Source organism: Paenibacillus ihbetae, assembly GCF_002741055.1.
Taxonomy (GTDB): Bacteria; Bacillota; Bacilli; order Paenibacillales; family Paenibacillaceae; genus Paenibacillus_AQ; species Paenibacillus_AQ ihbetae.
Genome location: NZ_CP016809.1, coordinates 5715965 through 5730121, shown reverse-complemented (window position 1 = coordinate 5730121; position 14157 = coordinate 5715965). Strand labels below are relative to the sequence as shown.

At 54.0% G+C, this 14157-nt stretch carries 12 protein-coding genes; 3 read left to right on the top strand and 9 right to left on the bottom strand.

Annotated elements, in window-relative coordinates:
* The first annotated feature begins 52 nt into the window (after nucleotides 1–52).
* Together BBD41_RS25795 and BBD41_RS25790 are read left to right on the top strand one after the other, a co-directional pair.
* Nucleotides 53–1036: an iron-hydroxamate ABC transporter substrate-binding protein gene (locus tag BBD41_RS25795; protein WP_099479408.1), complete on the top strand. Its 984-nt coding sequence runs from the start codon at nucleotides 53–55 to the stop codon at nucleotides 1034–1036.
* Nucleotides 1037–1278: 242 nt separating this feature from the next.
* Entirely contained in the window at nucleotides 1279–1518 is a 240-nt protein-coding gene (locus tag BBD41_RS25790) for a WGxxGxxG family protein (RefSeq protein ID WP_077566961.1), read from the top strand.
* 224 nt (nucleotides 1519–1742) lie between these two features.
* On the opposite strand, the gene BBD41_RS25785 is transcribed toward BBD41_RS25790, so the two are convergent.
* From BBD41_RS25785 to BBD41_RS25760, 6 genes are all read right to left on the bottom strand, one after another.
* The gene (locus tag BBD41_RS25785; RefSeq protein ID WP_099479405.1) at nucleotides 1743–3350 is read right to left on the bottom strand and encodes an S-layer homology domain-containing protein; all 1608 of its coding nucleotides are present in this window, start codon (nucleotides 3348–3350) and stop codon (nucleotides 1743–1745) included.
* A 106-nt stretch (nucleotides 3351–3456) separates the two neighbouring features.
* Nucleotides 3457–5409 (bottom strand): type I pullulanase, encoded by a 1953-nt coding sequence (pulA, locus tag BBD41_RS25780; protein ID WP_099479404.1) that lies wholly within the window; start codon nucleotides 5407–5409, stop codon nucleotides 3457–3459.
* 12 nt (nucleotides 5410–5421) lie between these two features.
* Entirely contained in the window at nucleotides 5422–6723 is a 1302-nt protein-coding gene (locus tag BBD41_RS25775; protein WP_077566964.1) for a DUF4129 domain-containing protein, read from the bottom strand.
* Entirely contained in the window at nucleotides 6720–7829 is a 1110-nt protein-coding gene (locus BBD41_RS25770) for a DUF58 domain-containing protein (RefSeq protein WP_077566965.1), read from the bottom strand. Before BBD41_RS25770 ends, BBD41_RS25775 begins: the two co-directional genes overlap by 4 nt.
* Nucleotides 7830–7841: 12 nt before the next feature.
* The gene (locus BBD41_RS25765; RefSeq protein WP_077566966.1) at nucleotides 7842–8822 is read right to left on the bottom strand and encodes an AAA family ATPase; all 981 of its coding nucleotides are present in this window, start codon (nucleotides 8820–8822) and stop codon (nucleotides 7842–7844) included.
* 115 nt (nucleotides 8823–8937) lie between these two features.
* Nucleotides 8938–9306: an antibiotic biosynthesis monooxygenase family protein gene (locus BBD41_RS25760; RefSeq protein ID WP_077566967.1), complete on the bottom strand. Its 369-nt coding sequence runs from the start codon at nucleotides 9304–9306 to the stop codon at nucleotides 8938–8940.
* Between the two features lie 148 nt (nucleotides 9307–9454).
* On the opposite strand from BBD41_RS25760, the gene BBD41_RS25755 reads away from it, so the two are divergent.
* Nucleotides 9455–9757 carry a hypothetical protein gene (locus tag BBD41_RS25755; RefSeq protein WP_077566968.1) on the top strand — a complete coding sequence of 101 codons (303 nt, stop codon included), beginning with the start codon at nucleotides 9455–9457 and terminating at the stop codon, nucleotides 9755–9757.
* Nucleotides 9758–9860: 103 nt separating this feature from the next.
* Here the strand turns inward: BBD41_RS25755 and BBD41_RS25750 are convergent, their stop codons facing one another.
* The 3 genes from BBD41_RS25750 to BBD41_RS25740 form a co-directional block, all read right to left on the bottom strand.
* A complete protein-coding gene (locus BBD41_RS25750; protein WP_077566969.1) occupies nucleotides 9861–10793 on the bottom strand; it encodes an NAD(P)/FAD-dependent oxidoreductase in 933 nt (310 codons plus the stop codon).
* 232 nt (nucleotides 10794–11025) lie between these two features.
* Nucleotides 11026–12255 carry a chromate efflux transporter gene (gene chrA, locus BBD41_RS25745; protein ID WP_077566970.1) on the bottom strand — a complete coding sequence of 410 codons (1230 nt, stop codon included), beginning with the start codon at nucleotides 12253–12255 and terminating at the stop codon, nucleotides 11026–11028.
* A gap of 652 nt (nucleotides 12256–12907) precedes the next feature.
* On the bottom strand, nucleotides 12908–14128 hold the full coding sequence (locus BBD41_RS25740; RefSeq protein ID WP_077566971.1) for a CynX/NimT family MFS transporter: 1221 nt from the start codon (nucleotides 14126–14128) through the stop codon (nucleotides 12908–12910).
* Nucleotides 14129–14157: the final 29 nt, after the last annotated feature.

Genomic DNA, 14157 nt, shown 5'->3' with positions numbered 1-14157 from the left:
ATCATTATCGTTTAGTGCATATGTCATTATTCTACATACAAGGAGAATCGAAATGAAGAATAAGCTGTTCATCCCCTTTATCGTTGTGCTTCTCGTTATCCTCAGCGCTTGCGGCACTGGTTCCGGAACGCCAGCCTCATCGGCTTCAACAACTCCTGACGCTCAAAGCAGTCAAAATGCGGACACGACGAAGGCCGCCGCTCCATCCGAAGGGACGATTACGTACCAATCGGAGAAAGGTCCCGTTAAAGTACCGGCCCACCCACAACGGATCGTCGCGTTGACATATGCGCCAAATGTGCTCTCGCTTGATGGAACGCTGGTCGGCGTCGATCAGTGGACGAATGCGAATCCGCTGTTCACGGACAAGTTGGAGGGCGTAACCGTCGTATCGAAAGAAGACCTCGAGACCATTATCGAACAGGATCCGGATCTCATTATTGCCGGGACCGAAATGAAGAATCTCGATAAGCTTAGTCAAATCGCTCCCACCGTTGCTTTTACCTGGGGAAAGCTGGACTACTTGTCCCAGCAGCTGGAGATCGGAAAGCTGCTCAACAAGGAGCAAGAAGCACAGGCATGGATCGATGATTTCAAGCACCGTGCGGCAGCCATCGGCAGCGAAATCAAAGCCAAAGAAGGCGATGACGTCACCGTTTCCGTGTTTGAAACCGATTCGGCCAAGAACTTCTACGTATTCGGCAATAACTGGGCGCGTGGCACCGAAATCCTGTACCAGGCCATGGGATTGAATATGCCTGAACAAGTCGAAAAGGATGCGCTCGGCCCCGGCTATTTTGCACTGTCGCAAGAGGTGCTCTCGGATTATGCGGGAGATTATATTGTACTTAGCCGAAATTCGCAAGCCGATACCGCATTCATGAAGACCGATATTTGGAAGGGCATCCCGGCCGTTGCAAACGGACATGTCATTGAAATCGATACCGAGGCCGCCACCTATAGTGATCCGATTACGCTTGAATATTTGCTGAATATTTTCAAGACCGGGTTCCTTGGCGACGGTTCGACCCAATAAAGAAGACTGTTCGTTCTAACAAAGAAAATGCAATGATCGTAACCATACCCCGGAGCTCGTTCTTGCCCGAGCTTGATCCGGGGTTTTTATGTGCCTTTCCAGGGGGTCCGGTGTTTTTCTGCATTGGAAAATAATTTATCTTTGCTGCCTAATAAAGAATAATCCCTCTCACAAAGGGCAATATAATTCTGGTACCTGTCCTCTACAAATAAATCACCTTAACGGAAAGGAGTTGTGTCACGATGAAGAAGATCATTGCTTCGTTCTTGGCCGGATTGAGTTTGGCTATGGTGCTTGCGGTTCCGGCTTTTGCGAATAATAACAACATGAATACAAACGATATGAACACCAACAACGTGAACACCAACAGCTATAACGCAAATGCTACAGGCAATGACAATGATATGGACTGGGGTTGGCTTGGATTGATTGGTCTTGCCGGCCTTGCCGGTCTGAGACGCCGTAATCCTGAGCGCCAATAGTCAATAAGTACAAAAGCATCGTGGTTTTGTTCTTTTTGACCGACATCATGGCGGCGGATCGTAAGCTAATCAAATCATAGTCTAAGCAGCATCCGTTTAAACATCAAAAAGGCTGTATCTAAGCAGGCATTTACCTGCCAAGATACAGCCTTTTGGCGCGAAGTGAACTATAGCCGGTACACCTCGATGACTATGTTTATCACGCAAGTTTGTCTCGGGACCACTTATTGAATGTAGAATGAATAGGAAGCATAACGCTGGGCGTTCGGGATCGCCTTCCAGACGTCAACTGTCTCGGCTCCCGGATACCAGTAGGCAAAACCGGCAACTTGATAAGCCGAAGCCATAAGGTGCTTGACGGACAAGGAACGGGCGTCTTCCGTCCAGATGCGATGCTGAACGTCGCCGTATCGGTATCCTGCTTCATATTGCCCCACTTCCGCATTCCACGATATCGGAGCCTGGAGACTGCGAATTCGCCGCCCCTGCTCCACCAAGGTGATGTCCTCGGAGGAGACGCTGGATGCCAGCTTCCAATCCCTCGTATACAGCGGAAAGGCGACGATTGCTTGGCTCGCCCGAATCTGGGTCAGCAGCCGCTTTAGTGCAGATTCCGACCAAGGAAGGGACGACACGGAGCCTGCTTTGGGCGAGCCTCCCCAGTGCTCGTCATAACTCATCAGCACGACATAATCCAAATGCCTGCCAAGTGCCGCATAATCGAATGCCGCCGTCCAATCCGAGTTCAGATCAGGGGATACGTCAATCGACAGCTTGGCACCCAGTCGCTTCATTTCAGCTGATAATTCCGTAACGAACAGCGTCAGATTCTCGCGATCCTGCGGCATCACGTTCTCAAAATCAATGTTGATTCCATCCAGCTTATACTTCACGGTATTGTCGGCGATGCTGCTGATCACCGATTGCCGGAGCGCCCGGCTGCCAAGGATTTGATGCGTCATCTCGGCATTGCTCCGGTTGCCGATCATCGCCCACACTTCGCGGCCGTTCTTGTGCGCCCAATTCAGCAGCGCCGTATCGGTATAATCCGACAGCTTGCCGGAGCTGTTCAGGTAGTACCAGCGAGGCACCAGAACGTTCAGTCCAGCCCGCTTAGCATAGCTGATATATTGGCTTGTTGTTCCATTATACAGCCATCCCATGCGTACGCTTGCTCCCTCTTGGCGGTCCAGCACGGACTGGACATTGCCCGTACGCAGAACGCGGTCCAGCAGCATGGCGGTCTCCTCACGGGTAATCGGATCCTGCGGCCTGAACCGGCCTTCGCTGCCCTGCAGCCAGCCCGTTTCCGTTGCGCGCCCTACGGCGCTCCAGGCCCAGTCGGCTATGGAACCCGAGTCCGAGTATCTCCAGGCGCTGCTCCCGCTGCCTTTACCGCTCTCCTTCATCGCTCGGACCATCATGACGGCAGCCTCCTGCCGGGTAATCTGCGCATTCGGATAGAAATAAGCGCCGCTCCCCTTCACAATCGATACGTTCAGCCCGGCATGGATATAGCCGTAATACCAGGCAGCCGGGCGCACGTCCCGGAACGCTGAGAGGTCATTATTCACGGGTGACAGTTTCAGGAGCCTTGTCAGCATCGCCGTGAATTCGGCACGGGAGATGTGATTTTTCGGCAAAAAGGCTCCATTGCCGTCCCCGCTAATGATCCCCCGCTTCGCCAATCGCAAAATCGCTTCCTTTGCGTAGCTACCGGAGATATCATGAAACGCGGGTTGGCTTGGAGCCTCAAGTCCCGATACCTTAACAGGATGAATCACGCCTGCTAGTAACAGAAAAACACATAACGCCAGAACATATTTCTTCAAGTGGTACGCCTCGATTCTATCATCTGATATCCTCAGCATATCAGATGATCATAGAATCGGGCATTGCTCATTTATTGGTAATATTCGCTTAAGTTTTGCCGGCCATTCAGCAAGAAAGAATAACAGCCCCGATTCCATCCACGGTCAGGGATTTCGGAGACAGCTGCTTGATCGTTTCTTCCCCTAGTAGGACGGTCCATTCTCCCAGCTCCGGCAGACGCAAGGTTGCCTCGCTTCGGCCGGCATAATAGAGAACATAAAGATGCCGGGCCTGATCGCCGCCGGCGTTGTCTCGCAGCGTGAAGGCGATGGCATGCTCCGGACAAGCCTCGAAGCGTAAATGCTTTCGTATCGTATCTGCATCCCGCAGTCGGAATGCCGGATGCTCTTTTCGCAGCTGAATGAGCCGCCGGATATATTTCACGCCATCCTGATGCTCCGCCGCTTGCCGCCAATCCAGGCGGTTGACCTCATCCGGCTTATTATAGCTGTTCTCGACCCCGCCTTTGGACCGGTAATATTCCTGACCGGCATGGATGAACGGAATGCCTTGGCTGGTAAGCGTGATGGCTGATGCCAGCCGGTGCATGTCCCGGCGAATCTCGTCACTCTCTCCTGCGGTGGAGAGCTGGATTTTGTCCCAGAGCGTGTGATTATCGTGGCACTCTACATAATTCACATTCTGATCCGGCTCGGACGCGAACGAGCGTATATCGTCCGAATACGAAATGCCGCCGGCAACTCCCTGCTTCACCCGTTCTTTGAGCCCAGTTCCGCCGCTAATAAAACCTTTGTATTCAAATTTGAAGATATCGCCCTTGACCGCATCCCGGAACCCGTCGTTGAAATGTCCGATTCTCGGCATCCGGACGGCCTGCTGCTGATTCGCGCGCAGCTCTGGAGCTAGCTCGGTGTCCATGACCCAGCCTTCCCCGATCATGATGATCGACGGATCGATCTCATCAAGCGCTCCGCGGATTTCATTCATCGTCTCCACATCCATCAGGCCCATCAGATCAAAGCGGAAGCCGTCGACATGGTATTCCCGGACCCAGTGCAGGACGGATTCCACAATGAATTTGCGCATCATCGGCCGCTCGGTTGCCGTGTCATTGCCGCAGCCCGAGCCGTTCGAAAACTTGCCGTCCTTCTTGTACCGCAGATAATAACCTGGCACAAGCTTAGTGAAATTGATTAAATAACCGTCGTAAACATGGTTGTAAACCACGTCCATGATGACCCGGAGACCGCGATCATGCAGCGCTTGGACCAATTGCTTGAACTCGCGGATCCGCACCTCCGGCACATATGGATCCGTCGCATAGGATCCTTCGGGTACATTGTAATTTTTCGGATCGTAGCCCCAATTATATTGCGGCTCATCAAGCCGCGTCTCATCCACGCTTTCGGTTGCATAATCGAATACGGGAAGCAACTCCACATGGGTAACCCCGAGCTCCACAATGTGATCAAGCCCCGTCCGGATTCCATCAGGTCCTTTGGTACCCGCCTCGGTCAGCCCCGCGAACTTACCTTTATGATGAACACCGCTGTCCGGATGGATCGTGTAATCCCGAACATGCAGCTCATAAATGACGGCATCCACAGCGCTTTCCAGCTTGGGCTTCTCTTCGGTCCAGCGCTCCGGATTCGTATCCGACATATCCAGAATATAAGCGCGGTCGCCGTTAACGCCCACGGCCTTGGCATAGGGGTCAATGGCTTCATTCCATTGTTCGCCGATGCGAACCTGATAGGTATAGAACCGGCCCTTCAGGTCCTCTTTCACCCGCAGAAGCCATGTTCCCGATACATCGCGGGTCATCGCATAACGGTCCGCCTCTGTTGTTTTCCAATCGGAATAGATTAACACATAGGCCTCGCTCGCCGTTGGCGCCCACAGGCGGAATTGACTCTCCTGCGGACGATAGGTCAGGCCGAGATCGTCACCGTCATAATAAAATAACTCATCAAATTCCTTCGAGAATACCGATACGCCTCCGGTTACTGCCGGATCTCCATAATCGATAACAGCATTGCTTTCTTTCTGTACGGACAAGCTCTTCACTCCTCATCTCTTCCTGCTGTTCTGCAGCCGCTGTACCTCTTCTTCCGTTAAGGACCGATTACCATAACGGGCTTTCTCGTAGAGCTCGACCAAGGTCTTGGGCATCCGCTCCTGCGAATGTTCCTGCCAGTCCTTCAGGTCGTTCTCCGTTTCCCTTGGCGTTAAGGCCGCCTTCCAATTATACCCTTCCCTGATGCTTTGCAAAAGTATCCTTCGGTACATTTGGCGGATGATCCGATTCGGATCATGCCGCTCTTCGCCGCGGTCCTTCTTGGAGAAACGCACGCTGGCAAGAGCCCGCCGCAGCCGCTGTCCAGCTCGTTCATGCTCGATATCCTCGACCTCATCCTCATACCCCAGCGACGCTTGCGTCTCTTGCCGGGACATCATCCGATTCATCCACTTGGAGAGGATCCCAAGGAGCTTTGGCAGCTGCTTCCCAAATCTCATAAAAAGCAGCAAAAGGCCGATGCCAATCGCGATAAATACGCCGTATACCAGCACCGTCTCCAACGATTTCATGAACCGGCTCGGCGCCTTCTGCTCGCTGTCGGGCAGCTGGAGCTCAGGCGGCGGTTGAGGCGCCGCCGGCGTTTCCGGAGGTGTCTCCGTTCCTGCGCTGAACAGCCCCGATAACCATGCGGTCAGCCCTCGGGCCATCTCCTCGAACCAATGACGGAGCTGGGGAAGAAACGCGATCGCTGCGATGATCAGGAGCAGCACCACGATGAATGAGCGGTTATATCGCAGCACGCGGCGCTCCAGCACGGGCCGGTCATTGCCGGGAAGCGTCTCGTCCAGCACCAGCTGCTGATTTACGATGAGCAGCGTAAGCGCCAGCGCGCCTGCTCCGAACCAAGTAAGGACCGGCATTCCTTCCCGGAAGGAATCCATGAAGGCGAGCACGAAGCTGCTTGCGCCGTATAGAATCAGGCCGGCCAGGTAATAGGTTCCGGGGAACATGCTGCTCCAATTGATCTGCTCCATCCGGCTTCCGCGATAGCTGGCTGTGAATAGTACCGGTATCGCATAAGCTAGAAGCAGGTCCACGCCTAACAGCCAGCTCCCCAGGGCGATGGATACGATAACGGCCCACATCACTGCTTTGAACTGCCGGTTCAAGCGAAGCAAGGCGCTGCCGGCATAGCCGATCAGATATGCGCCCAATGCAGCAGCCGGCCAAAGCCATCTTAACGAATCGGGGAACAGAAAATAGGCGGGAATGAAAAGCACAGGGAAATAAAGCACGCACTCCACCAGGCTGTTGAAGAAAGCCTGCAGCATCCCGAATCCGCGGATCCTCATGCGGACACCTCCTTGCCTGCCACGATCATCCCGTCCTCCAGAAGCGTAACCTCGACGGAGTGGCCTTTCATCCTAAAGCGCTCAAGCAAGGCTTCCAGCCGGGGACTTACATACGTCGTGAGCAAGATCATATCCACCGATTCCTCCTGGCGTTCCAGCATGGACAGAAGATAATCATGGAACGACAGCTTCCGGGTGAGCTCAAGCTTCGCAAGCCGTTCAAGGATCAATTTCTGCTGGCCTTCGCCGCCGGCTGCAGGGAGAAGCATGTCCTGCTCCTCGCCATCCTCCACGGCTCCGTTCGTACCGAATCCAACCTCGATGCCCTGCGAGAGCAGGTGCGCGCTAATACCCGCAGCCAGACGAATCCCGTATTCAATCGGCTCCGGCCGCGTCACCTTGGTCCACATCCCCTCATGATCTTCAATATTCAAGTAGATCATAAGGCGGCAATCTGCGGTCGTATCCCGCCGGTATACCTGAAGGCTGCCCGTCCGGGCAGTCGCTTTCCATTGAATGTCCTTCATCGGATCGCCGCTGCGGTACTCGCGCACGCCGGAGATATGGAACGGATCCTCCATAATCCATCGCCGTACCAGCAGCTCGCCGATCCATGTCCGTACCGGGAGCTCCATCTCCGAGACGTCGAGCGGCCTCGGGTACACCGTAATCCCGCCGGCAAGCGTCATGCTCTGCACGACGGACTGGATCCCCAGCAGATCACCCGTCGTCATGGATACGGTTCCAAGCCGGTACACGCCGCGCTGCTTTGCCGTGATGCGGTGCCTGCGCACGATTTTGGTCCAGGGAAGAAGGCTGAAGAAGCTCTTATGATTCTGGTTGTACTGGCCTTCGCTGATATTCAGATTCAGCTGGCTCTCAAAGGCCAGGCCTGTCCGGAATTGCGATTCGACCCTAAGCCAGGGAACCGGCAGCGCTTTCCGGTTTTCGATCGTCTCGATCAGCTCGATCGAATCCCCCTCGTAGCAGAATGACGCCTTGAATGATCGGCTGTAGGTTAATTTTTTCAGCGCCATTCTCTTGAAGATCATGCCCTGCAAAAAAATGATTACAGCGGCGATCAGCAAAATCCAGTAAGCTCCCATCCGCGAGCCCCCTTAAGGCGCGATGCCGGCTTCCGTCGGTACCGGAACCTGCGTCAGCAGGCGCTTGATGACATCCTCCGCCGCCTCCGTCAAGCTCCGGCCCCTGACGCCGCCGCGCAGCTGCAAACGATGGGCCCAAGCCGGCACAGCCAGTGTCTTCACATCGTCCGGCGTCACGAATGCTCTGCCCTCAAGAACCGCCTGTACCTGGACGGCCTTGAGCAGTGCCTGGCAGCCCCTTGGGCTTACGCCTGCGACTACGGCTTCGTCGGCTCTTGATTGCTCGGCCAGCTGTACGATATAAGATAACAGCTCATCGCTCACGTGCACCTTGCTGACGACTTGCCGCGCTTGAATCAAGCTGCTTGAAGCCGCAACCGCCGTCAGCGATTCCAGCGGCTGCTGTTCCTTGAACCGTTTTAGAATATTGACGCTCTCCTCGGAGGAGGGATATCCCATGCTCAACTTAAACAGGAAACGGTCCAACTGCGCTTCCGGCAGCGGAAAGGTTCCCTGCTGCTCCAGCGGATTTTGGGTCGCGATAACCAGGAACGGCTCCTGCAGCGCGTGCGTCACGCCGTCAATGCTGATCTGGCGCTCCTCCATGCATTCCAGCAGACTGGCCTGCGTGCGGGGCGTAGCCCGGTTAATCTCATCCGCAAGCAGGATATTCGTAAACAGCGGGCCTGGTCGAAATTCGAATTCAGATATTTTTTGATTATAGAAATAGATGCCGCTCAAATCGGAGGGGAGCAGGTCCGGCGTAAATTGTACCCGCTTGAATGTGCAGTCGACAGATCTTGATAAGGATTTTGCCAGCAGCGTTTTCCCCGTGCCCGGAACATCCTCGAGGAGCACATGGCCTGCGGTCACCATCGCGATGAACAGCCTGTCAATGAGCTGCTCCTTCCCTATAATAACCTTGGATACGTTGTCACGAATCTCGTCTCTTAAGCGTCGAACGGAATCAAAATCGGTAATGATGGTAATCACTCCTTATGTTTTAAGCATATCCATCAAAGTTCGTCATCAGCTGCCTTGATTCCTGTTCGAGCCGTAAAATTAGCCGAAGTTCTTAGGTGCTCTTATAAGCTCCACCCTCGGGATGTTATGGACCATATGCCGTCCGGCCATCGCCGGTTTCCGCGAGCTCGGCCAACTCCTGCTCCGCCTGCTCCCTGCTGTCCACGCGGATGTCAATATAGTGCTTAATCTGCGGCGGATCGGCATAATAAGGCTCTAAAGCCTGAACCCATGTCTTGTAATCCGGATGGCCTCTGAAGCCGATCAGATGGTCCTTGATCCCTGTCCAACGGATCAGGAGTATATATTCGTCCCGATTCTCCACGCATTTGTGAAGCTCATGGTCAATATAGCCTTTTTTGGTCAACAGAACGGCTGAAGCCGTCCGGAAGACACTCTCGAATTCACTAGCCAGCCCCGGCTTGATTTGCAGAACAGCGGTTTCCAGAATCATGGCGCTTCCCCCTCTTCACATCCGTCATTCAGCCTTGCATCGCGTTTCGGCGGATCATGTTCGATACAGGCATAGAATGCATTAGGTGCAGTGAAGTATATGCTGGTATAATGGGAAGCATGAATACTCTTACAAGGATGAGACCAACATGGCATTCGGCATCACCAAACAAGAATTGCAGCAATGGAAGCAGAAGGTGTCTCGGGGAGAAATCGCATTTTTGACGCATTTCTGGTATGATCAGCGCTTCCCTCAGTATCATACCGTAACGAAGGTGGGATGCTCGGACCTCCGGCGGCTTGCGGACTGGTGCTTGACCAACGGGCTGAACCCCCAATATATTCATGACCGGCAGCCTTATCCGCATTTCGACTTACTCGGCCCGAAGCAAACGGAGCTGCTGCGAAAATATAAGCTGGAGGACCATATCACCCGTTTCGGCTTGACTTAATAAACCCGCCCCTTGGCAGGGCTCGTTGAAGATCCCTTCTCCTAGAGGCGGGTTTATAGGCAAATTACTTGCAAACAGGGTAACCCTTCGATTCGTTTCATGTTCATTTTCGAGTTGGATCGGCTATTTTTCGAAGCTCCTTATTGATCCAGATCGCCGCCGTCGCCCCTTCTCCCATGGCTACGGTGGTCAATTCGGAATGCACTCCGATATCTCCGGCGGCCCACAGATAGTTGACATTGGTCATCTTGGACCTCGGATCCGTCTTGACATGCTGATTGTGCTCCAGCTCGGCCCCAAGCTGCCTTGCCAGATCGGAATGGATCCGGTTTCCGCCAAAGGCGATAAAGCCGCGCTCGGCCGGGATGGATTGCCCGTCCGCCAGCTCTATGGACGAGATTACCCCATCTCCTTTACATTTGACCTCCGTCACGCGCTCCTCGATATAGGATATTCCCCGTTCCGCTATCCGCTGCATAAGCTCTGCGGATGCTGGCTTACCCTCATGATTGACGTACGTCATATCACCCGTTCGCTCGGATAACAAAAGTGCCATATTGGCCCCAGGGTCGCCCGTTCCGAGTACGACGGTCTTCCGGTCCTGAATTTCATATCCGTCACAGTCCGGACATACATAGACGGTACTGCCCAGCGTCTCCAGCAGTCCCGGAACGTCGGGGAACCGGTCCGACAATCCGGTTGCCAATAGGAGCGTCTTCGCCCTGTATACCGTCCCGTCTTTTCCCGTCAATTCAAAATAGTCCTCCAGCCTGTTCGCCTTCCGGATGTCATTTTCTATAAAATCCACGCCGTACGATTCGGCCTGCGCTCGGCCAAGCTCCCTAAGCTCCTTGCCGGACACGCCTTTCGGCCAACCAAGAATATTATGATAGCTCCTGCAGATGACCGACCGTCCCGTTCCTCGGTCAATGACTGCAACCGAATAGACGGAATACCGCCCCAGCTGGATCGCAGCCTGTAATCCCGCAATGCCGCCTCCGACAATGATACAATCCTTCACGTCCGTGCTGTTCATCGTTTATACACCCACTCTTTTCTATACCGGATTCAGGTTTGTTTCGCATTTTCCATCAATCTGCTGAGGAAGATGCTGGCTCTTTGTTCTTATTGATACACCCTACATATTTAACCAATCCGGCAAGAATTACTCCTGTAACGGCAAATAGGCTCCGGATTAGGATCCAGAGCCTACGGTATCCCGCTGTATGAGAACCGGGAGTATGATTGTCGGCGTTGACCGATTCGGGTTACAACAGCAGTTGCCCGGCTGCCGCACCGGCGAGCACGACCACCCAAGGTGGGCATTTCCAGAACATCAGCATGGCGAACAAACCTGCACCGATGACAAATTCAATCGATCCGTGAATCGAGGATGTCCAGATCGGGTGGTACAGGGCGGCCAGCAGGATGCCTACAACCGCTGCATTCATTCCCGTCAGCATTCCCTGGAGCTTCGCATGGGTACGAATCGTGTTCCAGAAAGGCATGACGCCGACGATGAGCAGAAATCCCGGCAAAAAGATGGCGAGCGTCGCCAGAATGCCTCCAGGCACGCCTTGAATCAGCATCCCCAGGTAACCCGCAAATGTAAACAGAGGTCCCGGAACCGCCTGCGTTGCCCCATACCCGGTCAGAAATTCCTCTTTAGTCATCCATCCGTTCGCTACCGTTTCGCTCTCAAGAAGCGGCAGCACGACATGACCGCCGCCGAATACCAGTGATCCGGCACGATAGAAGCTGTCCACTACGGCAATCCCGGTGCTGCTGGACAAGCTGGCCAGGAGAGGCAAGCCGAGCAGCAGGATCAGGAACAGACCGAGGCATACCAGCCCTGCCCTCCGGCTGATCGGTATTCGCGCCTGTTTCGGTGCCGCCTCTTCCTCCCCTTGCTTCTTCCTGAAGATCCACCAGCCGAGGGCACCCGCAGCGGCGATAACTGTTACCTGGGCGACAGGAGAGGTCCAGAGCAGCACAACAGACATGGCCGCAAAAGCAACCGCAGCGCGGATCGGACCGGAGGCCAGCTTCCCGGCCATTCCGAGCACGGCCTGTGCGACAATCGCAACCGCCACGATTTTGAGACCTTGGATCCAGCCTGCCGCGCCCGGATCGAAAGCCTCCATCAAATATGCAAAGAGCATCAGCATGACAACCGATGGGAGCGTGAAGCCGAGCCATGCGATGATTCCGCCCCATATTCCGGCACGCATGACACCCACGCCGATGCCTACCTGGCTGCTGGCAGGGCCGGGCAGAAATTGCGCCAGCGCGACCAGGTCTGCATAGGATTTCTCGTCCAGCCATTTCTTCTGCCTTACATAGGTCGTATGAAAATAGCCAAGATGGGCAATCGGACCTCCGAATGAGGTTAATCCAAGCTGGAGCGCGGTCCACCAGGTTTCGCGTATTGCGCGCCATCGGCCTTGCTGCGTGTCATAGGCAAGCCGGTTCTCCGTCTGCTGCTTCTCCATGTTCATCGCCACTTCTCTCCCCTTGGTCAACAGTCATATCACAGAGCCTTGACTGTCCTGTCCGTTCTCAGCACGTTTGCCAAAGCTCTTTCAATGCCAGTCTCTTTTATTGGTCAACCTATAGGATATATCAGATGCGTCGTAACCATCTACAGATTTATGTTAACGCTGTGTAAAATGTATTGCCGGAGGAGGAGTTCTTCGCTGGGAGGATGTCTTCACCTGGAGAGAAAGCGGGTCCATGTTTAAGGTTCTCCCTGTGTCCATAGAATGGTCGCATAAACGGGCTTAGGAGCGGCAGGTTTCAGAGTTATACGATAAATCGTGCAAAAGGGACCTGGAAAATGTCTTGTTACAGAGGTTTTTTACCATAAATCGTTCAAGAAATAGCTAGGGAGCGGCAAGTTTCAGAGGTGGTACCTTCAACAAATTCGGATGCTCATAAACGAAATAGGCCAGCCAGAAATTCTGGCTGACCTCATCACGCTAAAGATTATTATGAGCAGATGAACTTGCAGTGCTGTGAAGCTTCTTACGCTTGAACATTCATTTTGCTTGTGCACGGAAGAATCGATCTGTCACGCCGAAACATATGAACTCCCAACCCGCAGTGGACGTTGGATTACCGAGCAAACAATCGATTACAATCGATTCCGGTCTATTCCTGCTCTCCCCGTACCTTCAGGTATCCCGGCTTGGCTGCACCCAGTCCAAACAGGAACAGGAGAACAACAACGGCGGACAAAATCATAAGCGGAACCTTCCAGCCTGTGGTTATATCATGCAGGAAACCGATAAGCATCGGCCCGATCGCTGCTAGCAAATAACCAAGGGATTGGGCCACGCCCGACAGCGCAGCCGCCTCCTGAGCGGTCCGGGTCCGGAGGGTAAAAAACATGAGCGACAGGCTGAAGTTCGCACCGCCCGAAATGCCGACCAGAATCACCCACAGTACATTCAACGACGTTAATCCGAACAATAAGCCGAGATACCCCGCCAGCATGCAAATCGCCGAAATCGAGACCAGCAAGCGCTGATTCGGGTTGCGGCCGGCCAGTACCGGAATAATGAATGAGAACGGTATGCTGACGAACTGAAGAATCGAGAGCATCCACCCGGCACCGCTGTAATCCATGCCTTGGCTTCGCAAAATTTCCGGCATCCAGGAGACGTTGACATAAAACGTAAACGACTGCAATCCCATGAAAAAGGTGACATACCAAGTCAGCGAAGAACGCAGCACATTCGGTGCTTTCCCCTGTTCGGAACGAATCTCTGCCTTCCGGTCACTGCTTCGCCATTCGATGACCCACACCGCTGTAGCGATCACCGCCAGGATTCCCCATACCAGCAAGGCGCCTTGCCATCCGAGTCCGGCCTGGGTAGCAAGCGGAATGCTGACCCCGGATGCTACGGCGGCCAGCAGGTTCATGGATGCCGAATAGGTACCGGTCATCAATCCGATCTGACGCGGGAAATCGCGTTTGACCAGGCTAGGCAGCAGCACATTCCCCAGCGCTATGGCCATACCGAGAAAGGCAGTGCCGAGCAGCAATGTAACCGGCGAGGATAAAGAACGGATTCCGATGCCAAACATGAGCAGCACCATGCTCAGGAGCAGGGTTGTCTCCAATCCCCATTTTCTAGCCATAGCCGGCGCCATCGGAGACAGCAGCGCAAATGCCAGCAGCGGCAGCGTGGTCAGCATGCCGGCCAATGTATTCGAAATCCCGGTATCATCCCGGATGATGCCGATTAACGGCCCTACGGACGTGATCGCTGCACGGAGGTTAATTGCAATCAGAATAATGCCTGCAAAAATCAACCAGCGGCGTCCAGAGGACACGGAGTTCTTTTCGACCAATGATGTAGTAGACATGATAAGACTCCTCACTCCAACGATATGTA